Source organism: Microcoleus sp. D2_18a_D3 (genome assembly GCF_036702455.1).
Lineage (GTDB): Bacteria > Cyanobacteriota > Cyanobacteriia > Cyanobacteriales > Microcoleaceae > Microcoleus.
Map to the genome: position 1 here is coordinate 13,564 of NZ_JAUBTK010000062.1, position 22,160 is coordinate 35,723.

Here is a 22,160-nt window from a genome sequence, read left to right on the forward strand (position 1 = left end):
CTCCAATCGAAAATCTAAAATCGAAAATCTAAAATTTCCAGGGTTTGGCCTGGTTCGGGTTCGAGGAGTTGGGTGGAGAGGCCGGATTTTGCGAGCAAATCGCGAAATTCGGGGATGCTGCCGATCGATCGCACTAACATTGGTAAAATGCCTGTGGCTCGGATGTCTCCCGCCGCTGTAGGCAGGAAAAACCGAGGTTTGAGTGTTTGGGCGAGGCTGAGGGCTTCCGAAGGGCCGATGATGACTTGTCCGAGAAATGGGAAGATTTGACCGATGACTGGGGCGATCGCTACGTCTACTGTGTCTATTTTCTGTTTGACTTTTTCTAATGGTGGTAAGTGCGGTTCGTAATAAAGTGTCTCACCGCTGCTTAAATCTTTGAGCAAGTAGCCGTTTTCTTCTTGTCCCGGCCCGATTTCGGCTCCGGGTACGGCAGTTATTTGTAACTTTTCTTTAAAATTTAACTCTTGCCAATTTGCTAAAGATGTGATATTAGTGTAGCCTAAACTTCTGAGGACTTTGGCGGCGGTGGGTGAGGCGATCGCGGGAATTGTGCGATCGAGCTGTTCGAGTGTTGGTCTGTGACAGTGGTCGTCTAATCCTTGGGAAATTAGGATCAGGTCGATCGGCGGTAAGGTGCTGGGAGTGAAGGCGACGGGGGTGTTGTGGTAGGCGGTGAACAGCCAGGGTTGACCGTAAAATACGAGCGGATCGACCAGCCAGGGATCGACGAGGATGGTTTGGCCACAGATATGGAAAATCCAAGAGTTGAGGTCGATTCGGGTGACTTTCACAGTTGTTTGCAATAATTCTTTACATTTGGTTTAATCATAGCTAATTTTGTTTGGGGAATTTAACCCCTTCGGAAGCACAGGCGGGACGCCCGTGCCACGGGGAAGCACAGGCGGGACGCCCGTGCCACGATGAACCCAGATATTATTGGAATGTGTCTGTGTTTATCTGCGGTTGAAAAAAGATGATTAAATCGAAGATTCCTGTGGCTTTGACTGTGGCTGGTTCTGATAGCGGTGGCGGGGCCGGAATTCAGGCGGATTTGCGGACTTTTGCGTTTCACTGCGTACACGGTACGAGTGCTTTGACTTGTGTGACGGCTCAAAATACTTTGGGGGTGATGCGAGTTGATGCTTTGTCTGCGGAGGCTGTGGCGGCTCAAATTGAGGCGGTGGTTGGGGATATTGGGGTGCACGCTGTGAAAACTGGGATGCTGCTGAATCGGGAAATTATGGCGGCGGTGGCTTCACAGGTGGAAGCTTTGGGAATAGGGAATTTGGTTGTCGATCCGGTGATGGTTTCACGATCGGGCGATCGATTGATTGATGAGGGGGCGATCGCCTTTTTGCGGGATGTTTTGATTCCAATGGCGGCTGTCGTGACTCCGAATCGGTTTGAGGCTCAGATTTTGAGCGGTTTGCAGATTAATTCTGTTGATGATATGCGGGTGGCGGCGCAGCAGATTTATCGTTTGGGCGCGAAAGCTGTTTTGGTGAAGGGCGGCGGGATGAAGGGGGATTTGCGGGGAATTGATGTTTGGTTTGACGGTACGCGGTTGGATGTGTTGAAGACTGAAAATGTTGATACTGGGAATACTCACGGGACTGGTTGTACTTTGAGTGCTGCGATCGCGGCTAATTTGGCTTTGGGGAAAGATTTGTTTACAGCGGTGACATTGGCTAAGGATTATGTGACTACTGCTCTCAAATATGCTTTGGATATTGGGGAAGGTCAAGGGCCCGTAGGTCATTTTTTCCCGCTTTTACTGAAATAAGAAGTCATTGGTTATTGGTTATTGGTTATTGGTTATTTATTTGTTGCTCGCTTGGGCCTGCTAACAACCAATAACAACTGTCAACTGTCAACTGTCAACTGTCAACTGTCAACAATCAGTTAATTTCTTAATTTTTCAGGCGATAAAGCGATCGCCACCAAGTCTTCGATTTTCTTAATATTCGGATCGCCGGCTAAATAACCAATCCCTCGGTGCAAGTGCAGGCGAAACTGTTTGGCTAGAGTTTCTTTTTCTGTGCCTAAATTGTCTTGGTGACACCGCTGCTTGAGGGCCATTATCAAGATATCCGCCATGTCGCCGCCGAAGACATCCCAGCTTAATTCGACGTTGCTGTCGCTGGGAATTGGTACTGGGGATGGGATGCTGGGCTCGGCGAGCGATCGGCAAAATCCCCACCTGCATAGAATATTCCACCGATCGATTTTGGTCGATCGTTTAAGTTTAGATAGTTGGTCTTTGGCTGTTTGGGAGAGGCAGATGCGATCAACTGGTGGTTCCATGAGTTTGAGATTGTTTGGTATATTGTAAAATGTGTTAATGTTGGGGAAGCAAAGCCTCTAGATAACCCGAAATAATTAACATTTTTTTACACGGCGCGACTTGATTAAATCCGTTTTTTTTGGTATTCTTATTTTAGTAGGATTTATCCTTAATAATTGGATGGTGGCAAAAATAAAATTTTCGCAACCATCCCATTATGCTATATATACTACCGCAACTCCCCAGCAAAGTCAAGGGGGTTGCGGCTATTTTTTAGCCTGAATTTTTATTCCCAGAAGTAACCTTTTTCGACGGTGGTTTGGTGTTTGGCGGAGTCATATTTGAGGAGGTAGCTGTGGGCGATCGCCTCTAATTCTTGGAGTTTTTCGTATTCTACTTTTCTAATTTCCGTGTCGGTAGAAAGCAGGATGACTTGGTGGCTGGCCGAGGGGAAATAGCGTTCGACTAGGTTGTTTCTGTGGGAGGAGTCGAGGCGGCCCAAGGGAGTGTCGATCGCCACTGGCAATTGTCTCCCGGATACTCTAGCCAATCCCCACAAAAAGGCGATCGCCAGCAATTGTTTTTCCCCGGCTGAAAGTCGGTGTTTGGGTACCGGTTTGCCTTCTGGATCGTAAATGGAGAGGCTAAATGTTTGAGTGTCGATCGCAACTCTGTGCACGAGGTCGGTTTTGTGCAACAGGTAGCGGAAACAGTCGGTAATTTCTATTTCGAGTTTGTTGAGTTTTTTGAGGGTGAGTTTTTCTTTAAATAGTTTCAGGGTGGCTTGGGCTTTGGCGATCGAAGCGATGACGTGTTGGCTGTTTCTGATGGTGATGTATTCGCTGCTGTAGTTTTCTAGTTCTTTTTGGTTTTTGGCTAATTCTCTCTCTAATTCATCGACGCGGCGGTTGGCTGATTCCAAGGCTGCGGCTGCGATAGCGACTGCTTTTTGGGCTTTCCTGACTTCTTCTTCTAGTTTTTCGTAGGCTTCGGGGGAAGCTGCGGCTGCGAGTTGTCTGTCTGTGAAGTCGATTTCTGCTTCGATGCTTTTGATTTCTTCTATTTGGTCGCGGGCTAGAATTTGCTGGGCTTTGATTTGGTAGCTAAGGAGGTTTTCTAGTTGCTGGATGCTGTTGTTGTCGGCGTTCATCCAGGGCGGGGCGTCTGTTCCGGCTTGCTGTTCGAGTTCTTGGTTTTCTTGGCGGATGAAGTCTTGAATTTTATCTATTTGTTGGGGATTTAAGGAGATTTCCGCGATATAGTTGAGAAGGCGATCGCTTCTTTGTTTGATAACATTTTGGGCAATCTTTGCTTGCTGCTGTGTGGCTTCTGTTTCTGCTTGAATTTTGGCTTCACTTAGCAAGGGCGAAATTAAGGCTAGTGGGAGCGTATTTGAGGCTACTTCCATCATGGCTTGACGGGTTTTTTCGGCCTGATTTCTGTAGTCGTTTAGCTGTCTGTCTAGTTGACTGCGATCGGCGGCAATTTTTCCCCCTTCATAAATAAACTTTTCTGATGCTTGTTGCTGATTTTTTTGAGCTTTATCTAACTCGTTTTTAAAGCTGGCTTGTTCTTGCTTAGCTAAGTCTATTTCATCAGTAATTTTCTTAAAACTTTCTTCGATTTTCTCTAAAGCAGCCAAGTCTTTTTTGCCAGCAATTTCTTTCCGCTTGCGGCCGGCTAATATTTCTAAATCGACGGCGAGGCGTTCTGCTAATTCTAAACCTAAAAGAGATTTAATTGCCCCGACGACAAACTCTGGCGGTGTTTCGAGTTCGGCGAGTTCTTTTACTTGTTCGCCGTCAAACAGAAATAGGTTGGATATTCCGACTGGCAAAAGGGTTTCGATGTATTCGTCCCAGGTGTTAGTAATTGCTTTGTCCGACCACCAATCGCTGACAATTTCGCTGTATATGAGAATGCTTAGGTTGTCTTTGATATCTAATTTTTTCCAGTATCTAACTATTTTGAATTGAGTTAATTTGTCGTCTTGGACTTGTTCAAATGTTAGTTCGACGCGGGTATCTTCTAATGGGGGTGTGTGGCGGTTGACGCATTGATTGAGAAAGTCGCTGTAGCTTAAATTGCCTCTGGTGGAACATTGGGCGCGGCCACCGTAGAGGGCGAGGCGAATGGCGTCCATGAGGGTGGTTTTGCCGCCGCCATTCATGCCGCCAAATAAAATGACTGGGCAGGGATTTCCGTCTTTTTCGGGGCGGAGATTGATGGTTTGGGTGCCTGCATAGGGGCCGAAGTTTTTGAGGACGAGTTCGAGGAATTGCATTGTAGATGTAGATGTGGTTGGTTGGTGGGGGGGCGGTTCGGCAGCGGATTTTGTAACGGATTTAACGGATGGATGGTTGGTGGGGGCGGCGGTTCGGCAGCGGATTTTGTAACGGATTTAACGGATGGGTGGTTGGTGGGGGGGCGGTTCGGCAGCGGATTTTGTAACGGATTTAACGGATGGGTTGCTGGTTGGTGGGAAAATATTAGGAAGGGATTTGATTTGATAATTAATCAGCCACTAATCATCCGTTACATCCGTTACAAAATCCGTTGCTAATCTTTCCCCCCCTTGGCTACCAATCAATCACATCGGTTGCATCTTCCTCCTGGTTCTGAGGTCTAATGCTGGGAGGTAAGGGGAGTTCCGCATCTGTTTCTTCATAGGTTCCTGAACTTCCTCTTGTCCAACCCCTGCCACTTGTTTTCGGGGTCCACAAGTATGGTTGAATGTGTTTCTGCCAACCTTGTACAGATTTTGGTGGGAGGATGCGGTGATATTCTAATTTGCTGCGTCCAAAGTTTATAAATAAACCTACTTGGGCTCCTGTAGCTGCTACGTAAGCTATTATTTGAGCTTTATCTTTATCGGTCATTGGATAATTTACGGCTTTATCCTCTACTACAATACCTTGATTCACCCAATGGTCTAGATAGAGGATTCCCATCCAAACTTCACCGTCGTAAATTTGTCTGGGATACTCCATTTCTGTTGTTAAACCGGATTCAATCATTTCTGCATCAAAGGCTCTTTGGTAATGTTTTTCTCTTAAACCTTTTTGCGTCCTTCGGTGTACTCTCATTGCACAGCCGATGATGCTGTATGTAATATCCTGATGGGGAATATTAGGATTAATCATGGTCGTAAAAATTTTGTAATTTAAACGATGAGGCTTGGGTAATAATGAGGTTAGTTGACAGCCTATTGTATCCGATCGCTCGGCGGGGTGGCTGTCAACAAGTTTGGGTTTAACCGCAGGCTAGCGCGTGCTAATCGCTAGGTTTTTCCTCTCCTGAATTGGGCGGTGAAAATTTAATATCCGCCCAAGATAGCTGTCTGCTTTGATTGCTGTTGCTTTCGAGTTCTTCTTTAAGTTTGGCAATATCAACGGTATCGTTTTTGGCGGAACTGTTGGTTTGGGCGATCGCATCTTTGAATTGCTGAATGTTTTCGGTCGGATTTGCTTTAATATCTTCCACCGCTTTTTTTAAATTGCGTTGATAGTGGGCGTTGCCAATCGCTTCTTCCTTCGATCGCGAACTGGTTTCAAAGCATTTGTCCAAATCGGCGTAAATGCCTGTACGGCGGGGTTTAGTGTAGTATTGGCGTTCTGTATCAAGGAGTTTTGCCATCAATTCGAGGTGCATTTTGTCCTCGCTGCAAATCTCTTCGATTACAGCCCATTCATCGCTACCGAGGAGTTTTCTTTCGGCGGCGGGACGGGAATCTTCAAAAGGTTCGCCTGTGACTTCTTCGTAAATCCGGGGCAAAGAGTCGTCAAATTCATGCTTTTCTTCCAGCCAAATTCGGCGGATTTCGCTAAGTTCTTCTGGGGTAATTAAGGTGATATCGCGCATTTCTAGGGGTGCGGTTTTGCGGATGTGGGTTTGTGCTTCCAAGACTCGTCTCAGCCAGTGTTCTCGCCAGAATTTGGTGTAGGGCCCTGGGATGGGTTCGACGGAGGTTGTGTCGTCGCCCATGTTGCGTTCAAACAGTTCTACTCTACCGTAGATGCGGCGGAAGTCTCTTTTATCGCGATCGTTTTTAATGTCTAATTCGTTGCGGATATCGAGGAGAGGTTGCATCCATTCTTTTTCTTCATCGTTTTGAATCATTGCCTCCATAGATTTATCTTGGCTTACCATTGTGCAAACCCAGCAGCCAAAGCGAGAACTGCCGCAGCTAGGGGTAGAAGTATCGACAACTAAAGGACATTCATTGTCGGCGGTTGCACCTCGATACATGGTAAATAAATCTTTGTTGCTATTTTGCCAAGGATTAGCCCACTGGTTTAGATAAATCCAGACTTCATCAGTTCGCCAATCTTCTATCGGACTATAAATTAGGGAATTAGGCAGACTAGGACTCTGATAAAGCAGAGATTTAATGGAACTAGAATTATTATTTAGACGGTCACTCATGCGACCTATTTCATGTTTTTCCATTGAAACCGCGCGTTTAATGCTTTCAGCTTTGCGAGTACCCAATATCAGAATCACTTCTCCATTGATTCTCACCATATCACGAACAAACCGATTAGAAGGAAGGATTTTCAGGCGTTCAGTACACCAGCGAAATCCATGTCTCGGTGCTGGGTAGCCTTTTCCCATCAAGTTTACCCAGAAAGTATCTTTGACGTCTGGATAAAGCATATAAGGTTCTATTGGTAGCTGTTGCTCTATAGCAGCAGACTTCATCTGTTTTAATGACTGACGTACCCAAGTAGAAACTATCGGGTTCTCTACAAGTGTATCTGTTGTGATTACATAGATTTTTTTCGTTCTTTTTTCAGGTGGTAATTCTGCTATCGCATACCAGATAAGCTGCACTACCGTAGTGCTGTCTTTTCCGCCGGAATATCCTAAAACCCAAGGTATGTCATCTAAGCAATATAACTCTTTAATTTCTTTACTTAATTTTTCGATTTCTGCCACTAACTCACTAACACTACGGGGTGGAAAGAGTGGTATTTTCATTGTTTCTGTCATGTCTTTAACCTCAGTTAGTTAATTAAGCTCTAAATACATTCAGCCGATGCCATTCTAGCGATTCAAGTCTTGGTAAATCTTGGTCTGAAGCCGGCAGGAGAATAGTTTCACTATGAAAATCTTTCATACATCTGGCATTGGGGGATTCCTCTTCTAAGTCATCAGCGACGATAATTCTGTAATTACCATCTATAGCAAACCAACCCTGGTCAAAAGCCCAATGATGATTTTTACACAATGATATCCCATTATTAATTTGATTATCATAAAACTTTGAAAACGGCTTAATGTGTGAGCCATCTACAATATTTTGAGTTATATTCCTCACGACTTTCAATCGACAAAATGCACACTTGTAATCATAGGTATGTACTACTGCTTTCCTGAAAAAAGCATTTCTAACAGCAGATTTGGTTAAATAAAATCTCGGTTGTCCGTCCAAAACTCCTGCTGAGTCTGATAGTTCTCTTTCTGTCTCAGCAACTTTTTCAAAGTCTTGATTAACTTGCAAAATATCTCCAAGATCGTCCCTATTTAATGAAAACCATGTCGCAATCAGTGTATCTATTAATTCCGCTCTAGAATTTTGGTCTTGAAGCAAATCGAATAATTCACTATCCCAACTAGCGTATTCTACAGCTTCTCTTAGCTTGTTAGTTGTTTTAGGCTTTGAACCATTAAATCCAGATTTTAATGTTTTATGCCAGAAACCATCGCCTTCCAAATGCCAAAATGGATAGTACAAACCACGATTGTGAGATTCTGAACCTAAGATATCCCAATATTTGTTAAATGTTTTAATCAAGTCGTCGGAAACATAAATTTTATTATCTCTAATTATTCCTTGAGCAATTAGATCGATGATTGACAATAGTAATATTGGCTTATGATTAGCTTTACCACGTTGGCGTGTATTACTTACATTAAGAGCGGCAAAACGTTGTCGATAGTACGCTAGGTTCTTATTTTCGGACTCTTCTCCTGTAGTCATTTCCTCCTCCCGCTATGATTAAATACAATCCCATCTAAAATTTTACACTCTTTTCCACAAAAAGTTAAGCACCGCAAGGCACAACCATAACGCAGAAACTAGACAATTTAAGCAGTGTCAGCAGACTAAAAAGTAATTTTATAGCCTAAACAGGAGATAATTATATCACTGTCCGCGTGCATCTGCGGTTTCCAAACCCAACCGCTTTTTCAAATAATCAGTCATCCAACTAACACTCGCCCTCGACTTAGAAATCCCCCCTTTCAACAAAATCCCTCCCTCCCAATCAGGATTAGAAATCGACCAATCAACCTGCTGCAAAAGGCTCAAACGTTCCTCCCAACTCTCAGGAAAAACCGATCGCAAAGCCGCCCCAACTTCCCCCAAACTCTCAAGCACAACACTGTGACAGTGCACGCAATCCCGGCGCATTTCCCCCGCCGCCACTTGCTTGTGCAGAACTAATTGCCAATCTGGAATAAAATTGCAAACCGCATTCCAATAACTAACCGCCAGTTGTATTTTTTGAGCGAGTTCTTCCTCTTTCTGTTCTTTTTTGGCGCGAGAACCAGAGGGTTTTGCCTGTTCGCTGCCGTGAATATTAGACAGCAAAGCCACGATCGCACGATCGATCGCACTCAGCGCAAACAACTTGTGCGATCGCCCGTTCAAACTCCCCCTCTCCATCTCAGTCAAACAGCGGAAAACCTCAACCTGCTTAACAACAGCCTTCACCACAAAAGCGCGATCGTCCCGGTGGTTGTAAAGTACACTTAGCGACGCCTCCAAAGGAACTTGAAAATTATTCAAATCAGCAAACATCTGCTGCGATTTTTCCAACCCAATATCGAGAAACAAAATCAGCGCCACCGTCTCATATCCCAACTGCGGATTTTCCCTCAAAGCCATCTCAAAAGCTGCCCGGCGATGCTGTCCGTCATTAATAGTAAACTTAGCATCCATCGGCACCCGCAAGCGACCGATTTTCCGTTCTTCGGCCTCATTTCCCACTGCTTCAAAAGTAATATCCGCATCAATCGAAGCAGCAATAGCCCCACAAGTATAATTTGTAGGATTCTTAACAAAATAATCAGCAATTTCGGGAATCCTAGCTTTGTTAAGCGCGCGTTTCGCCCGCATAGACGGCGGCAAATCTTCAGATTCAAAGGGAAACAATTTCGGCAAAAAACGCACCGGACACATCGACACGTAATATTCGCGGCCCGCTTGAATTCCCCGGATCACCGGCAAAATGTATTCAAAGGAAGGAGTAGACATATTTTAGAATGGGGCATTGGGAATGGGGAATGGGGCATGGGGCATGGGGCATGGGGCATGGGGCATGGGGCATGGGGCATGAAAATCAAGTATTAATACTTATTGACTTTTTGCTAACTTATGGCTAAAAGGTGGGCTATTAGGGGATAATTTAAGTATTTCACAATGTTTTTTTAAAAACAAGTGTTGACATAAACTTTAATGTATGATATTTTTTGAAAAAATAGCATACTTATATAAAAACCGCCGATGACAACCAACCCAGCGGATGACCTCGCTAGCAAAATTTTAGAAAAAGAAAATAGCGACAGACAGGAAATCGCACTTTTATTAGATAATTATTTAGGAAAGGACGATCGCATTTTCGTACAAAAAACCCAGATGGGAAACAGCGAAGCATACATCGGTTCAGTCACCCTAGAATGGTTAGACTCTCGCGTCCGTTTCGCCTCGCAAATGCCGCTTTTTCGCCAAAAATTCGACCTCCAAACCAACAATATCGTCCGCGACGACGAAACCATTGACGAAATTATCCAGCGTCCCTTAGATTGGTCGCGCCAAGCCGCCTTAACTCAATATTTAGCAGCCAGAAAATCGCACAAATTCCCCGCAGTCTTAGTAGTCGTCAGTCCCCCGTGGGTAGACAATCCTCTAGCCGAGGAATGGGATAAAAATGGCGTAGCAACCAAATCCGCCACTGAATTTACATCCTTTGATAAAAACGAGAATTTAGGGCTTTTGAATGTTTCTAAAGAACTCTCGATTTTTGCCTTAGACGGCCAGCATCGGCTGATGGGAGTTCAAGGTTTAATGAGTTTAATTAAAACCGGAATCCTGCAAAGATACAACAAAAATAAAAAACCTGTCGGCGCTGCCATTACTCTGGAAGATTTAGCAGAAGAGTATCAAATCGACCCCGAAACAGTGTATAAATTAGCTCACGAAAAAATCGGGATTGAGTTTATCCCGGCGGCGGTAGCGGGGGAAACGCGACAGCAAGCACAACGGCGCGTGCGATCGATCTTTGTGCACGTTAACCTAATGGCCGTAACGCTGAGTCAGGGACAGCTAGCATTATTGAACGAGGACAACGGATTTGCGATCGCGGCCCGAAAAATTGCCGTCACCCATCCCTTATTAAAAGAACAAGATGACAGAAACCCCCGCGTCAATTGGGACAGCGCCACAGTCGCAGCAAAATCAACTGTCTTAACCACATTGCAAGCGCTGCAAGATATGTCGGAACGGTATTTAGAATACAAATTCCCCCATTGGAAGCCGGAACGAAAAGGTTTAATTCCCATGCGTCCCGAAGATGAAGAACTAAAAGAGGGAATTGAAGAGTTTAAAAAATTGTTCGATCATTTAGCAACTTTGCCCAGCTATCAAAGAATTGAAAGCGGCGAAGAAACGGCGGAATTGCGCCGATTTAGTTTTGAAAAGCCAGGGGGCGAGGGAAATATTTTGTTCCGTCCAGTCGGTCAAATTGCTTTAGCTAATGCTTTGGGAATTCTAGTATTTAGAAAGAAACTTTCCCTGAAATCTATTTTCGACAAACTCCGCAGATTCGATGTGGATGAAGGATTTAGCCACATGGACAATCCTGAGTCTGCGTGGTACGGGATTTTGTACGATCCGAACAAAAAGCGAGTGCTAGTTTCTGGAAAGGATTTAGCGACGAAGTTAATTGTATATTTGGTGGGGGGAATTCAGGACGATATGGAGCGAGCTCATTTGCGGCAAGCGGTAGCGGAAGCGAGGACTTTTGAGGATAAAGCTATTAGTTTTAATGGCAGGTTTGTGCAGCCGCAAGAGGTAGGATTGCCACCAGTGCTGAGCTAAGTTTCTATGCTGATAGCGGCCGAAGTCAGGGATTGAAATCTACGAAAATTTTAAAGCGCGATCCCTAAAATTTGATCCTAGTTAACGTTATTTCTTGATTAGGATTGTTGCTGATTGCGGAAGCTATCGATAATGTCATTGATTTCTTCAAGGGCGACCGTTTCTTGGTCAGATTTGGCATAGATGATGAGCAAGATGAAACAAGTGGTTGATGTGACTTGATAAATAATGCGATAGCCTCCACTTTTTCCTTTACTGATGTCGCTGTTTTTGGCTCTTACTTTGAATACGGTGTAGCCCGTACCGGAAATGCGATCGCCTGGACATTCGCCTGCTTGCAACTGCTGTAGGAGAGGTTGCAAGTCGGTTTGAATTTGGCGATAGCGTTTGGCGAGGGTTCGGAGTTGGCGCTTGAATTGATCTGCAAACAGAACCTGGATGCTGGGTGGTTCAGACATCAATACCATCCCAAAGTTCTGCGATCGGGTGAACTTTGCCGTCTTCTACTTCCTGAAGCGCAATCCGGAGGCTGTTGAGGATCTCTTCTTTAGATAGCTCGTCTTCGTCTTCTTGAAATAGTTGACCCAGGGATTGCAAAATCAGGGTTTCGATCGGCAAGTTAAGTTGGCTAGCTTTCTGAAGAAGCTGCTGTTCTAAGTGATCGGGGATGGTGAGGGTAATTTGCATGGGGTTTGCCTCTGGCTTTTAATAGTATAGACCAATTCTCACAATCTGGCTTCCTTTAACAAAATAAGTTCTGCTCCTACAGGCAAATGATCGGACTCGGTTGCCTCCAAAACCGAACTCGATTTAGCACCCCAATGCTTTGAATACCAAATATAATCAATCCGGAAAACGGGATAATTTAATCTCCAATTCGACCTTTTTACCAAGAATTTAAGTTCCCAACCGTGAGGCCAGGTAAAACCAAACCCAAATCCAGCTTTTCGGAAAGAATCTTGCATGACTTTCTGCACCCTGTCATAGTCTTGGGTTTCGTCTGTCATATTAAAATCGCCCGCGACAATTACTGGCAGAGTTTCTCGCTCAACTCGCTGCACTAAGTCTTGAATTTCAGGCGATCGGTTGCCATATATGTAAACTGGAATTTTTAAAAAACGCCATTTTTTAGATATTTTCAACCACGGCCCGGTAGCTTGCATATTATAAATCACTACTTCTTGTTCGTTAAATTTAATAATGGCCCGCTGCTGCTTTTCTGGATGGCCTGCTAAATGCAGTATTTCGCTAGATACAATTGGATATTTACTGAAAATTCCTACAGAGTGAGTGCCAATTTGATACGGGTAGTCTGCTTTTAACCAAGGAAAAGCTCTTTGGGTAGGTGTTTGAACCATTTCTTGTAAAAAGATAATATCGGGTTTTTGCTGGTCAATCAGTTTAAATAAAGTAGGTGACTGAGTTTTATACCAACTGACGTTATGGGATAAAATTTTGATGCTGGGCTGCGAATTTGTGATGTTGATGGGTGCGGGAGAAAAGTATTTGACGTGCAGCCAACTTATTAGAAGAATGCACGCGATCGCCGAAATAATAGTGAACCATCTTTTTTTTATAATTAACAATCCGATGAGGGGAAGCAGGAAAGTAGGGAAGAAAATTAAGGGAATAAAAGTGGTAATTAAGGCAATAATCGACAGTCTATCCCAAAAGATTAGGTTGAGAATGAAATAGCAGATAATAAATGCTGAGTAACTGTAAGCAAGAAAATTTGCTGATTTATTTAAGCATCTCTTGATTATATCTTTTGGGATGTGCTTCATTGGGAACCTATTAAAATAAAAACTTGCTTAAATCGAATTCTTCATTTGACCGATGTTGGTTGTCTCTTTCAGAGATCAAAACCAACAAAAGGCGATCGGTATAATCCGCCGCACCCCGCAACTCTTCGCGCAAAATTTCCAGTCCACCATTAGCATATTCTTCAAAAATTTGCAAGCGTTCTGCTTCCAATTTTTCGTCGAGATGGGAGAGAATTTGAGGATTTTTGGTTTCGGCGATCGCAATTAACTTAATCGCCATATCGTAACCCCTCGATACAAAGATATCAACATCGATCGCACCCGGTTCTCGTTTAGAAATTTCCCCCAAAGGCGATCGTTTTTTCCGCTGATTTCCCAACGCTGCGGCAAACGCAATGACATCGGCGTAAGTCTGAAATGGCGCGGAGTTGTTATCCGATAAAGTTAATGATTTGACTAACTCGGCTTTATCTTTAGCAATTCTAATTTTGTTAGCACCCATTGGGATTAATATGTACTTTTTAACTGAGTAATTTGATTGATAGAGTAACCGCAGATTAGAGGCAGATAAACACAGATTAACGCAGATAATTTTCAGAATGTCCGCAATAACATAATTTTTTGTGCAAAACCTCCTCTTGCTTCCCGCCGCTTCATTTGTTCGGCCAAAAGTCGATCGCCCGAAATGCCAAAACTCGCCATCACCGCATCTATCACCTCATACAAATCCGCCAATTCCGCCACCAAATCTTCCTCATCAGCCGCCGCCGCTTCCCCCGCTTCTTCAATCAATTTCTGCCGCAAAGCTTGACGGTATTCTGCCTCAGACAAAATTACAACCTCGCATTCATTCCCACTTTGGCGAATAATTTCAGGAATGCGATCGCGCACCAATTTATGATACTCTTTTTCCACGTCAAACTCCCTTCAACCTTGACTAAAAGTTTGAATCAACCAGCGATTAATTTCCCCGTCATCTTCTGTTTGACTCCGGTTCAAAGCTTCCTCAACTAACCGGATTTCCAGCCCCGGTAAAACCCGCGACTCTTGAATTCTCCCGCTACCTCCGCCATTAATCGCAAAGGCAAAAACCTCCCGCGTGTTTGCACGTTCAACCCAATATTCACTTATTCCTGCATCTTCGTAAAGCAACCGCTTGCCGCCTAAATCATCATTAAAAGAAGACGCCCCAATTTCCACTATCAAATTAGGCGGATCGTATTGATTTAAATCAACAGCAGAATTGCTATCATCAGGAGGCACTCTTAAATCTGAACCAATGTAGTAAGCTAAATCAGGTTGAAACTCGCCGATACCTGCTTTGCGAAAACTGGTGTTAGTAAACTGAACTACTCGGATATTTCTCAATGTTGCAAACAGAATAACTACACAGGCCATAATTGAATTTTGACGCCCGTGCAATGGTCCTACTGGTGACATTTCTACCCTCATGTGTCCTTGATAATAATAAAACTTGCCCTTTTCCCATGCTGAATCCTCAGCAAAATTTAGAAACTCTTCCCACGTCGCCTTCACCCAAATATCCGTTTCCAAAACCTGCGTAATTGCCGAATTAGAAGCCATAATCCACCTCTACAATTTCTGTATATTCAAATTCATTTGGACTGCGCCTAACTAAAGGATAGCGCGTCCCGCCCAGTTCGATCGCATCTTCTTCGCAATCAGCTTTCGGAGAATTGTACACCAGCACGTATTCCCTCCCGGTGCAACTTTCCATCTCTTGAGCAACTTCTCCGCGCCACTGAGTTTTTGTTACCAAAACTACTAATTGATTCGCCAACTTCGGCAGCTTATTGGCGATTTGCTTGCGATAAATCTCGTCCAAACTGCCAAAGGGAGAATCCATTACAATTGGAAAGGTACTGCTATCCGGGCCCATCAAAGTATTTTTTTGACTCCACTCACGCACGCCCTCAATAATTCCGCCGATAAACGATAGACTGAGAATTTGATTTTCTCCTGTAGAAGCGGCAACTAAAGATTCTTGTCCCGCCGTATTTTCTACTAGCGTCAGTTCGTATTTATCGCTCAACTTGGGGATATAAGGAGTAAAAGAAATTTGACTGAAAATATCTTGCACCCGCTTTTCCAACTGAGAACAAAACTGTTTTTCTAAGCGCGATCGCACTTCAGTTAGGCGATCGATCGCATCCTGAGTCGCAGCAATCCGGCGCTGGGCTAATACTTGCCTTTGCTCGTTCAGTTGCTGCTTGTCGATTTGCTTGTCCAGATTCGCGATCGACGCCTTCAAACTCTCAATCTGCTGCTGGTTAGAGCCTGTTTCCCGGTGCAAATCGCCAATTTTGGCATCAATTTCATCCAAGCGCTTTTGCAAGCGGCTGACATCGCCGTCAGGAAAATTTCGCAGCTTGTTGTGAATATCGTCTAGCTGATTTTCCACCCGAGAAAGTTCGGTTCTGTCACGGCTGATATTGCCTTGCTGTCGGTCAATTTCCTCCCAAAAATCAGTCACTTGTCTATCAATTTCATTTACGCGATCGCTAATCCGAATAGTTGTTTCTTCCACATCCCCAACACCCGCCTTATCCATCCAACCGCTAACCTGTTGGCGAGATTCAGAACCCTCCACTAATTCCGCACCGCAAATACACCGCTGCTGCGCTAATAACTCTTCCAAAAATGGCCGCTGAATCCCCGAAAGCAACTCGCCTTTTTCCCGCAAACCTCCTACTATTACTTCAAATTCTGCCGCCGCATCTGACAGAAACACCGCGTAACCGCGCACAGAAATTGCTCGTTTTAGAGCCTCTGTAGCCTGGACAATTTGTTGCTTCAATAAATTTTTCTGCATTTCCAATTCGTCTCGCAACTTTTGCAAATCGGCAGCACCGCTCAGTTCCAACAAGTTACCATTAACGGCTTTTTTTAACTCCCCTTGGTTGGCTAATTCCCGCTCTATTTCTACTTGTCTGCTCGAAAGTTGCTCAGCTTCTTGCTCAATTTTTTGCTTATCTTTTAAAAGTTTCTTGGTTTCAGCATTACCAATTATATTTAAATCTGTCTCTAGAGATTTTTTTGCTTCTAGTAAATGCCGGATCGATCGATTCAAGACTTCCACCCCCAGCAACTCCTTAGTAGCTTCCGCAATTTCTGCCTTCTTGTCATAGCGGACAATTTGCTCGATTCGCTCCCCATCAAAAAAGAAATATTTATGTAAACTTTCCGGCAAAATCCGCCCGATAATATCATCAGGATGCTGATCCGGCTTCAGCCAGAGACCGTTATCTTTTGCTACATTCAGAAACAATTCAGCCTTGCCATGTTCTACAGTATTTTCACTTTTATAAGCACGACATATGCGTTTTGCTTGGTAGCGCGTGCTGTCGTGTTCAAACACAATTTCCGCCCAACAACCTACGGCTTTTCCCATTTCAGCCTCAGCCAGAGCGCGCTTGTTTACTAATTGTTCTTCCGCCGCAAAAGCCGCGCTAAATTGTCCGTAAAGTACCCACGTAAAGGCGTTCATCAAAGCCGTTTTTCCAGCGCCGTTATTACCGTGAATTACTGTAATATTTTGCCTACCCCAAGCTAGTTTAATTTCGGGGCTTTTGCCGTAAAATTGACGAAAGTTGCACAGAGTAATTGAGATTAACTTCATACAATTGCTTCCTTAATGATTTTTAAAATGTCATCGTTAATGTGGCGGGGAGCTCTCATGTACAACTTATCTTTTTCAATTTCCAATACGCGCTCAATAATTTGTCGCACTTCCGGCGGCGCGCTAGTAATTGGTTGCTGTACGTCGCTGAATTCCTGATGAGTTTGATAAGAAGAACGTTTTTCTGCTAAAATGCTTGTCGGTAAGGCTGCGATCGCACTATCTTCATATCTAAATGCCATAATCAGATTTTCATTCAGATTTTCAGTCATTTTTTTTTCAAATATTAAAAACTAGCAACTCAAACGGCGCTCAAATAATTCTCTATTCTCAAACATAAACCGAACCTTAATAAATGTCAAATGTCTAATAGCCCGTAACGCTTCTGAAGTTGCAGCAATTTCACTCTAGCTTCCCCAGCATTGTCAGCTAAATCGGCAAATTCCAAGAACCGCTTCAACTCTTTTCGCAGCAAATTGCGCTCGACTTCTAAGGTTTCCCGACCCAAATCTGGAGGCAAAACTATCATGTCAAATAAAGTTGCCCTTTCCTTCCCCGGATGCGGCCGCAAAATGCGTCCCCGGCGCTGAATAAACTGGCGCGGATTGCTGCTGCTTGCTAAAATTACAGCATTGCGAATGGCCGGAATATCCACGCCTTCATCCAAACACCGAATCGCTACCAAACCTTGCAATTCTCCACTCTCAAATTGCTGGCGCAAGCGTTCTCTTTCTGCTAAAGGAGTTGCCGCCGTATAAGTGTTAACTCGGTAGCCTAATTCTGAACCCAATAACTTAGCGGTTTCTGTTAGTTGGCGGTTGTTATTTCGGCGCGCACTTCCTTCGATAGCACCGTCGCCGCAGTAAAATAAAGTGTGGGCTGTATCGAGACGGTGAATCATTAATTCTCGCAACGCTGTTAATTTATTAGCCGCCGCTCCAATCAACCGAGCTCGCTGCATTAATAAAGTCGTTAAAGCATCGTTTTCTTCTACTTTTTCATCGCCCCAAAGCGCCCAGCCAATCTTTTGAGTTAAGCGGGAATACTTGCGGGTTTCGGCTTCGGTCAATTCTACTAAAATTGGATAGTATAAATAATGTACTAATGCTTTTTGGCGGATGGCGTCGGCTAAAGTGAGTTCCGGCTGCAAAACAGGGCCGAAATAATCTAAAATAGCTTCGGTTCCTTGTTCGTCGAAATGCCTTTCTGGGGTGGCGGAAAGGGCGAGTCGCAGTCCAATATTGCGCGGCAAACTTTCTCCTAAACGGGGCGCGCCTAAGTTGTGAACTTCGTCTCCAATAATCAGGGTTTTTTCTGGGAAATAGCGCAGTTGCGATCGCAAACTATCTCCCATTAAGGTAGCATTGGTAGTGATGATTGTGAGAAATGCTCGATCGCCAGATCGCACTTCATACAAACCCGCAGCCAGCTTATTCTGCCAACTGCGGGCGCTATCAAAAGCCAAAATAGGTTTTAAACCAAATTTCTCCGATTCGCGCGCCCACTGATTCACTAGGTGGCAGTAAGGGCAAATTACGAGCAGGACTTGCAGGTTAATTTTATTGTATAATTCAGTGGCGATCGCCAGTGCAGTAATCGTCTTGCCGCTACCCGTCGCCATCTTCAACGTACCGCGTCCCTGATTCGCAAACCAATTAGCAACCGCCAGTCGCTGATACTGTCGCAATTGCAGCGATGGCGGCATTTTCGGAAACCCAAATTGCGAATTATTAGCCGTTGAGCGATTCACCTTTAAATGTGGTTAGATGCAAAATTCCCTATACTCAACTGTAACTCACGGGCGATCGAAACTTAACAGCCCAAACAAATCCGCCGCCGACAGTTGCAAACCTGACAGCACATCGAGCACAGGTAAAATATCCTGATTCTCTTTCGCCTCTGGTTGCTGCTGCGGTTTAAAAACAAGAACTAATTTTTCTGCCGGGTCAATCAACCAACCCAGTTTAGCATTGTGATTTAAGCAAAACAAAATATTATTAATGACCCGAGTTGGATTTTGATCCGGCGATAAAATCTCAATTGTCCAATCCGGTACAATTTCAAACCTATTTGCAATTTCTCCGTCAGCATCTAGAGGAATGCGAGCCCACTCGAACACTGCTATGTCTGGAACAATAGAACGTCCCCCAAAAGTGCAGCGCAATTCTGGAAACGCATAAGCTAATTTCTGCGGCTTGCCAACTCGATTAATCACAGATAGAAACTCGGATTGTAATGTACTGTGTTTTCCTTGGGGCATAGCTTTTTGATAAATTTGACCGTCAACATACTCGCTAGCCGGCTTAGTCTCTGGCAATAGCAGAAACTCTTCCAGAGAAATCTTTGACGGAGACTGAATTGACGTTACCATAAGCCATTAACCCCTCAACAACTCAACTCCGCAATTAAAAATCTGCATCGCCGTCTGTTTCCCAATCAGCACAACTCTCCGATTCCACACCAGTAGGGTGCATCGCACAAACCAACAAATTTCCCCCGTAAACTTGACCGTGATAGTTGCGACAACCGCGACAAGCCGGCTGCTGCGTCGGCGAAGGGTCTACATAAGTAACCATCGACAAATCTATCTCATCAAATTGCGGGTCGAAGTCGCGGTAAATTTCAATTATCGGTTCGATAAATTCATTCAATAAACCGTCAAATTCATTGAAATAACCGTCAATGTCGTTAATCAGATTATTTTGTACTTGTTCTGTAAACTCTTCCGACATTTTTGCCAAAACGTCCAGCATTTCGACAAACTCTTCGCCCATTTCGCTGAAAAAATGCTCTACTTCAGAAACAGCATTTTCCATTGCTCCAAAAAAATCTTTAGACCAATCTTCCATGAATTTGACAGTTGGCTATTACAAAATATTTTACAGACAAGTGCAGCCAGCCTCATGTGAAGTGCTTGCACCTACTTTCAATTCTATTACCTATTGCCTGATATCCGGTCAAGTTTAACAGAGCAGATATTCAAAAAGGGAACTCAAGAGTATTATCCTGAGTTCCCTTCATGGTTTGCTGAGCGAGCTTTTTTGAGTTTAATCTCGCTTCAGCCGCCGCAATTCCTCTTGTAAATTCTGCACCTGTTCGCGGAGCTTGTCTACACCGCCTGTCTCTTTAGCATCTTTTGCCGAGACATCTTCTTCCTCAGAAATAATTTCAATCCGTCGAGGTTCAGCGGGTTTTTCGTTCCCAGCCGATGCTACGGGCTGCTGCTGCTGAGCCTGTTGCACCATGTCATCAACAAAGCGACGAGCTTCTTCCGTTGACATCTCGCCACGCTTGACTAATTCGTCTGCCAGCTTTTGGGCTTCAGTGCGTAATTCAGTTAACTTGCTGCCAGCTTTTTCACCAGCGTAGGAAGCTAGCCCGACACCAAGGTAAACTGCTTTTTGTAAAATATCTCCGAAACCAGGCATAGGAGCTACACCTCATAAAACTGGGTGAACCGGAGACCACGCCTATTACAAGCATCCCGTGTTGCTGCTACCTTCCGGTCCTGACAAGATTTGGGCGTTGGAATCGCGTGGGTCCAGTTCATAAATGAGTATAACACAGTTATTTATTCTTCAACCACACACCAGTGATAAATTTCATAAATAACGCAACCGTTCTTCACCAGCGGGTCTTCAGCGACGATCGCCTTTGCCTCATCCATCGAACCAGCCTCAAACAGCAACATACCGCCGCCCCGTCGCCCCCAGTAGCCAGTTTTCGCTCGGTGTCCTTTAGAAATCAACTCTCGGACATAAGCTCTGTGAGCTGGCACGTATTGGTCAAAGACAGGCTTTTCGACAATTCCTTGCTCAATTTTGACAAACCAAGGCATTTTTATTTGGGATTTTAGATTTTATATTTTAGATTGGGAATGGGCGATCGGCAATGGGATCTAGGGCAAATGCTCTATATTCCATTTTGCACCATCCTTTGTTAACTGCGATGTTATCCCATGAACCAGTCAAAACAGCGATTTTTTATTGCCCTAGTGCCGCCTCCCGATATTGAACAGCAGATTACTGAGATTCAACGGTATTTTGCGGAACACTACAACAGCCGCGGTGCTTTGAATTCGCCGCCGCACATCACGCTGCAACCTCCTTTTCACTCGTTAGCGGAGGATGTTCCCAAATTAGAGGAAAGTTTGAAAGAGTTTTCTGCAAATCGGCTGCCCATTCCCGTTACTCTATCCGGTTTTGCTGCTTTCGCGCCCCGCGTCATTTACGTTGATGTTGTCAAATCACCCGAATTGCTGGAGATTCACAAAGATTTGATGAGTTATATGGAGGCAAATTTGGGAATAGTCGATCGAGTTTCTCAAAGTCGCCCATTTGTACCGCACATGACAGTAGCCTTTCGCGATTTAACTAAAGAGAATTTTCAAACGGCTTGGTTGGAATTCTCCGGGCGATCGCTCCACTTTCAGTTTACCGCTTCGGCGTTAACCTTGCTGCTTCATAACGGCAGCCGATGGAACATCAGCAAACAGTTCCCGCTTTCGACCTAAACTCTCTCTCTTCTTTCTCTTTCTTCGCGTCCTTCGCGTCTTCGCGGTTCGTTTTCCCCAAAAAATATTATTAGCAAATCCTGATTAATATCCTGTACTCACTACAAACATTTTTAAACTTAAAGGCAGTCAAAGCTTACCGATCGCTCTTATTCGGAGTTGCCAGTGCCACAGTTCCATAAACCGAAATTCCCGAGTGTTCCAATATTTTAATTGCCGACTTAACCGTAGTACCGCTAGTGTAAATATCATCAACTAACAGCACTCGATCGCGCGGGAGGCGACGACGAAAATCTTTCCCCAAACTTAAAGCATTTTTCATTTCCGCTTGCCGCTGCTGTGGCGTCAGAGCGAATAAAGCTTGAGTATTTTTCACCCGCTCCAAACCGTGCCGCTGCAAAGGCAAACCAGTCAGCTCGCAAAAACTTTCAGCCAAAAGTTCCGCCTGGTTAAAACCGCGCTGCTTGAGCTTTTCTTTGTGCAGGGGAATCGGTACAACTGTTAAATTGTCTATAGCTAATTCGGGAAAACTCAGCCAAGCTTCTGCCAGCCAGCCGCCTAGAGGTTTGGCTAATTGCGGATTGCCGTCATATTTCAAAGCTGCGATCGCCCGTTTGAGAGCCCCGCCATACTCACCCCACACAAAAACACGCTGCTCTGAATGCCAAAATCGACCGGGATCGCTTAACTGACATCGCTGAAGTTGCTTGTCACAGTACGGACAAAACTCTTCGGCGGCTGGCCGCTGACAAAGAGGACAGTTAGACTTAAGAAATAGATTGAGAAAAGATTTGACTAATCCCGTCCATTGTCGCTTGTTCATCCTAAAATTGTCGTAAGTGATTAATGGGAAA

The 22,160-nt window shown here is 44.4% G+C and carries 25 protein-coding genes and 1 other RNA gene; 4 read left to right on the forward strand and 22 right to left on the reverse strand.

Annotated elements, in window-relative coordinates:
* Positions 1 to 14: 14 nt before the first annotated feature.
* Entirely contained in the window at positions 15 to 794 is a 780-nt protein-coding gene (locus QUB06_RS24160; RefSeq protein ID WP_333437434.1) for an MBL fold metallo-hydrolase, read from the reverse strand.
* Positions 795 to 976: 182 nt separating this feature from the next.
* On the opposite strand from QUB06_RS24160, the gene thiD reads away from it, so the two are divergent.
* On the forward strand, positions 977 to 1,786 hold the full coding sequence (gene thiD / locus QUB06_RS24165) for a bifunctional hydroxymethylpyrimidine kinase/phosphomethylpyrimidine kinase (RefSeq protein ID WP_333437435.1): 810 nt from the start codon (positions 977 to 979) through the stop codon (positions 1,784 to 1,786).
* Positions 1,787 to 1,905: 119 nt separating this feature from the next.
* Here thiD and dndE read toward each other — a convergent pair whose 3' ends face one another.
* Entirely contained in the window at positions 1,906 to 2,307 is a 402-nt protein-coding gene (gene dndE / locus QUB06_RS24170) for a DNA sulfur modification protein DndE (protein WP_333437436.1), read from the reverse strand.
* 266 nt (positions 2,308 to 2,573) lie between these two features.
* Complete coding sequence (gene dndD, locus QUB06_RS24175; RefSeq protein WP_333437437.1) at positions 2,574 to 4,571, reverse strand: DNA sulfur modification protein DndD; 1,998 nt, start codon at positions 4,569 to 4,571, stop codon at positions 2,574 to 2,576.
* A 72-nt stretch (positions 4,572 to 4,643) separates the two neighbouring features.
* Here dndD and QUB06_RS24180 point away from each other — a divergent pair, with 72 nt between their 5' ends.
* The gene (locus QUB06_RS24180; protein ID WP_333437438.1) at positions 4,644 to 4,850 is read left to right on the forward strand and encodes a hypothetical protein; all 207 of its coding nucleotides are present in this window, start codon (positions 4,644 to 4,646) and stop codon (positions 4,848 to 4,850) included.
* Positions 4,851 to 4,866: 16 nt separating this feature from the next.
* On the opposite strand, the gene QUB06_RS24185 is transcribed toward QUB06_RS24180, so the two are convergent.
* From QUB06_RS24185 to dndB, 4 genes are all read right to left on the reverse strand, one after another.
* A complete protein-coding gene (locus tag QUB06_RS24185; protein ID WP_333437439.1) occupies positions 4,867 to 5,430 on the reverse strand; it encodes a GxxExxY protein in 564 nt (187 codons plus the stop codon).
* A 130-nt stretch (positions 5,431 to 5,560) separates the two neighbouring features.
* Positions 5,561 to 7,279: a DNA phosphorothioation system sulfurtransferase DndC gene (gene dndC / locus QUB06_RS24190; RefSeq protein ID WP_333437440.1), complete on the reverse strand. Its 1,719-nt coding sequence runs from the start codon at positions 7,277 to 7,279 to the stop codon at positions 5,561 to 5,563.
* A 22-nt stretch (positions 7,280 to 7,301) separates the two neighbouring features.
* Positions 7,302 to 8,270: an HNH endonuclease gene (locus tag QUB06_RS24195; RefSeq protein WP_333437441.1), complete on the reverse strand. Its 969-nt coding sequence runs from the start codon at positions 8,268 to 8,270 to the stop codon at positions 7,302 to 7,304.
* A 165-nt stretch (positions 8,271 to 8,435) separates the two neighbouring features.
* Positions 8,436 to 9,548 (reverse strand): DNA sulfur modification protein DndB, encoded by a 1,113-nt coding sequence (gene dndB, locus QUB06_RS24200; RefSeq protein ID WP_333437442.1) that lies wholly within the window; start codon positions 9,546 to 9,548, stop codon positions 8,436 to 8,438.
* A gap of 249 nt (positions 9,549 to 9,797) precedes the next feature.
* Between dndB and QUB06_RS24205 the strand changes: the two genes are divergently transcribed.
* Entirely contained in the window at positions 9,798 to 11,390 is a 1,593-nt protein-coding gene (locus tag QUB06_RS24205; protein ID WP_333437443.1) for a DGQHR domain-containing protein, read from the forward strand.
* A 98-nt stretch (positions 11,391 to 11,488) separates the two neighbouring features.
* On the opposite strand, the gene QUB06_RS24210 is transcribed toward QUB06_RS24205, so the two are convergent.
* The 14 genes from QUB06_RS24210 to QUB06_RS24275 all read right to left on the reverse strand — a co-directional run bounded on the left by QUB06_RS24210 (position 11,489) and on the right by QUB06_RS24275 (position 20,631).
* A complete protein-coding gene (locus QUB06_RS24210; protein WP_333437444.1) occupies positions 11,489 to 11,848 on the reverse strand; it encodes a type II toxin-antitoxin system RelE/ParE family toxin in 360 nt (119 codons plus the stop codon).
* Positions 11,841 to 12,077 carry a hypothetical protein gene (locus tag QUB06_RS24215; protein ID WP_333437445.1) on the reverse strand — a complete coding sequence of 79 codons (237 nt, stop codon included), beginning with the start codon at positions 12,075 to 12,077 and terminating at the stop codon, positions 11,841 to 11,843. Before QUB06_RS24215 ends, QUB06_RS24210 begins: the two co-directional genes overlap by 8 nt.
* 38 nt (positions 12,078 to 12,115) lie before the next feature.
* Complete coding sequence (locus QUB06_RS24220; protein ID WP_333437446.1) at positions 12,116 to 13,174, reverse strand: endonuclease/exonuclease/phosphatase family protein; 1,059 nt, start codon at positions 13,172 to 13,174, stop codon at positions 12,116 to 12,118.
* Positions 13,175 to 13,184: 10 nt separating this feature from the next.
* Positions 13,185 to 13,655, reverse strand: a complete 471-nt coding sequence (locus tag QUB06_RS24225; protein WP_333040698.1) for a DNA phosphorothioation-associated protein 4 — start codon at positions 13,653 to 13,655, stop codon at positions 13,185 to 13,187.
* Between the two features lie 92 nt (positions 13,656 to 13,747).
* The gene (locus QUB06_RS24230) at positions 13,748 to 14,068 is read right to left on the reverse strand and encodes a nucleoside triphosphate pyrophosphohydrolase (protein WP_333437447.1); all 321 of its coding nucleotides are present in this window, start codon (positions 14,066 to 14,068) and stop codon (positions 13,748 to 13,750) included.
* Positions 14,069 to 14,080: 12 nt separating this feature from the next.
* On the reverse strand, positions 14,081 to 14,737 hold the full coding sequence (locus tag QUB06_RS24235) for a Uma2 family endonuclease (RefSeq protein ID WP_333437448.1): 657 nt from the start codon (positions 14,735 to 14,737) through the stop codon (positions 14,081 to 14,083).
* The gene (locus tag QUB06_RS24240; RefSeq protein WP_333437449.1) at positions 14,727 to 16,793 is read right to left on the reverse strand and encodes an AAA family ATPase; all 2,067 of its coding nucleotides are present in this window, start codon (positions 16,791 to 16,793) and stop codon (positions 14,727 to 14,729) included. The genes QUB06_RS24235 and QUB06_RS24240 overlap by 11 nt, the downstream gene beginning before the upstream one ends.
* Positions 16,790 to 17,065, reverse strand: a complete 276-nt coding sequence (locus QUB06_RS24245) for a hypothetical protein (RefSeq protein WP_333040705.1) — start codon at positions 17,063 to 17,065, stop codon at positions 16,790 to 16,792. The genes QUB06_RS24240 and QUB06_RS24245 overlap by 4 nt, the downstream gene beginning before the upstream one ends.
* A gap of 86 nt (positions 17,066 to 17,151) precedes the next feature.
* Positions 17,152 to 18,498 carry a DNA phosphorothioation system restriction enzyme gene (locus QUB06_RS24250; protein ID WP_333437464.1) on the reverse strand — a complete coding sequence of 449 codons (1,347 nt, stop codon included), beginning with the start codon at positions 18,496 to 18,498 and terminating at the stop codon, positions 17,152 to 17,154.
* Positions 18,499 to 18,588: 90 nt separating this feature from the next.
* Positions 18,589 to 19,164 carry a Uma2 family endonuclease gene (locus QUB06_RS24255; protein ID WP_333437450.1) on the reverse strand — a complete coding sequence of 192 codons (576 nt, stop codon included), beginning with the start codon at positions 19,162 to 19,164 and terminating at the stop codon, positions 18,589 to 18,591.
* Positions 19,165 to 19,198: 34 nt separating this feature from the next.
* Positions 19,199 to 19,642 carry a hypothetical protein gene (locus QUB06_RS24260; protein WP_333437451.1) on the reverse strand — a complete coding sequence of 148 codons (444 nt, stop codon included), beginning with the start codon at positions 19,640 to 19,642 and terminating at the stop codon, positions 19,199 to 19,201.
* Between the two features lie 198 nt (positions 19,643 to 19,840).
* Entirely contained in the window at positions 19,841 to 20,221 is a 381-nt protein-coding gene (locus tag QUB06_RS24265) for a phasin-related domain-containing protein (RefSeq protein WP_333437452.1), read from the reverse strand.
* Between the two features lie 23 nt (positions 20,222 to 20,244).
* Positions 20,245 to 20,341, reverse strand: an RNA gene (gene ffs / locus QUB06_RS24270) — signal recognition particle sRNA small type.
* A gap of 23 nt (positions 20,342 to 20,364) precedes the next feature.
* Positions 20,365 to 20,631: a YciI family protein gene (locus QUB06_RS24275; protein WP_006632991.1), complete on the reverse strand. Its 267-nt coding sequence runs from the start codon at positions 20,629 to 20,631 to the stop codon at positions 20,365 to 20,367.
* 120 nt (positions 20,632 to 20,751) lie between these two features.
* Here QUB06_RS24275 and QUB06_RS24280 point away from each other — a divergent pair, with 120 nt between their 5' ends.
* Complete coding sequence (locus tag QUB06_RS24280; RefSeq protein ID WP_333437453.1) at positions 20,752 to 21,306, forward strand: 2'-5' RNA ligase family protein; 555 nt, start codon at positions 20,752 to 20,754, stop codon at positions 21,304 to 21,306.
* Between the two features lie 136 nt (positions 21,307 to 21,442).
* Here QUB06_RS24280 and QUB06_RS24285 read toward each other — a convergent pair whose 3' ends face one another.
* A complete protein-coding gene (locus QUB06_RS24285; RefSeq protein WP_333437454.1) occupies positions 21,443 to 22,129 on the reverse strand; it encodes a ComF family protein in 687 nt (228 codons plus the stop codon).
* Between the last annotated feature and the right edge of the window lie 31 nt (positions 22,130 to 22,160).

Bases quoted from the DNA above. Each gene is read 5' to 3' on its own strand.
- QUB06_RS24205 (WP_333437443.1), top strand. From the start codon at position 9,798: ATGACAACCAACCCAGCGGATGACCTCGCTAGCAAAATTTTAGAAAAA.
- QUB06_RS24265 (WP_333437452.1), bottom strand. From the start codon at position 20,221: ATGCCTGGTTTCGGAGATATTTTACAAAAAGCAGTTTACCTTGGTGTC.
- QUB06_RS24280 (WP_333437453.1), top strand. From the start codon at position 20,752: ATGAACCAGTCAAAACAGCGATTTTTTATTGCCCTAGTGCCGCCTCCC.
- QUB06_RS24225 (WP_333040698.1), bottom strand. From the start codon at position 13,655: ATGGGTGCTAACAAAATTAGAATTGCTAAAGATAAAGCCGAGTTAGTC.
- dndE (WP_333437436.1), bottom strand. From the start codon at position 2,307: ATGGAACCACCAGTTGATCGCATCTGCCTCTCCCAAACAGCCAAAGAC.
- QUB06_RS24195 (WP_333437441.1), bottom strand. From the start codon at position 8,270: ATGACTACAGGAGAAGAGTCCGAAAATAAGAACCTAGCGTACTATCGA.
- QUB06_RS24255 (WP_333437450.1), bottom strand. From the start codon at position 19,164: ATGGTAACGTCAATTCAGTCTCCGTCAAAGATTTCTCTGGAAGAGTTT.
- dndD (WP_333437437.1), bottom strand. From the start codon at position 4,571: ATGCAATTCCTCGAACTCGTCCTCAAAAACTTCGGCCCCTATGCAGGC.
- QUB06_RS24245 (WP_333040705.1), bottom strand. From the start codon at position 17,065: ATGACTGAAAATCTGAATGAAAATCTGATTATGGCATTTAGATATGAA.
- QUB06_RS24180 (WP_333437438.1), top strand. From the start codon at position 4,644: ATGGTTGGTGGGGGCGGCGGTTCGGCAGCGGATTTTGTAACGGATTTA.
- QUB06_RS24215 (WP_333437445.1), bottom strand. From the start codon at position 12,077: ATGCAAATTACCCTCACCATCCCCGATCACTTAGAACAGCAGCTTCTT.
- QUB06_RS24210 (WP_333437444.1), bottom strand. From the start codon at position 11,848: ATGTCTGAACCACCCAGCATCCAGGTTCTGTTTGCAGATCAATTCAAG.
- dndB (WP_333437442.1), bottom strand. From the start codon at position 9,548: ATGTCTACTCCTTCCTTTGAATACATTTTGCCGGTGATCCGGGGAATT.
- QUB06_RS24250 (WP_333437464.1), bottom strand. From the start codon at position 18,498: ATGCCGCCATCGCTGCAATTGCGACAGTATCAGCGACTGGCGGTTGCT.
- QUB06_RS24185 (WP_333437439.1), bottom strand. From the start codon at position 5,430: ATGATTAATCCTAATATTCCCCATCAGGATATTACATACAGCATCATC.
- thiD (WP_333437435.1), top strand. From the start codon at position 977: ATGATTAAATCGAAGATTCCTGTGGCTTTGACTGTGGCTGGTTCTGAT.
- dndC (WP_333437440.1), bottom strand. From the start codon at position 7,279: ATGACAGAAACAATGAAAATACCACTCTTTCCACCCCGTAGTGTTAGT.
- QUB06_RS24285 (WP_333437454.1), bottom strand. From the start codon at position 22,129: ATGAACAAGCGACAATGGACGGGATTAGTCAAATCTTTTCTCAATCTA.
- QUB06_RS24220 (WP_333437446.1), bottom strand. From the start codon at position 13,174: ATGAAGCACATCCCAAAAGATATAATCAAGAGATGCTTAAATAAATCA.
- QUB06_RS24260 (WP_333437451.1), bottom strand. From the start codon at position 19,642: ATGGAAGATTGGTCTAAAGATTTTTTTGGAGCAATGGAAAATGCTGTT.
- QUB06_RS24240 (WP_333437449.1), bottom strand. From the start codon at position 16,793: ATGAAGTTAATCTCAATTACTCTGTGCAACTTTCGTCAATTTTACGGC.
- QUB06_RS24275 (WP_006632991.1), bottom strand. From the start codon at position 20,631: ATGCCTTGGTTTGTCAAAATTGAGCAAGGAATTGTCGAAAAGCCTGTC.
- QUB06_RS24235 (WP_333437448.1), bottom strand. From the start codon at position 14,737: ATGGCTTCTAATTCGGCAATTACGCAGGTTTTGGAAACGGATATTTGG.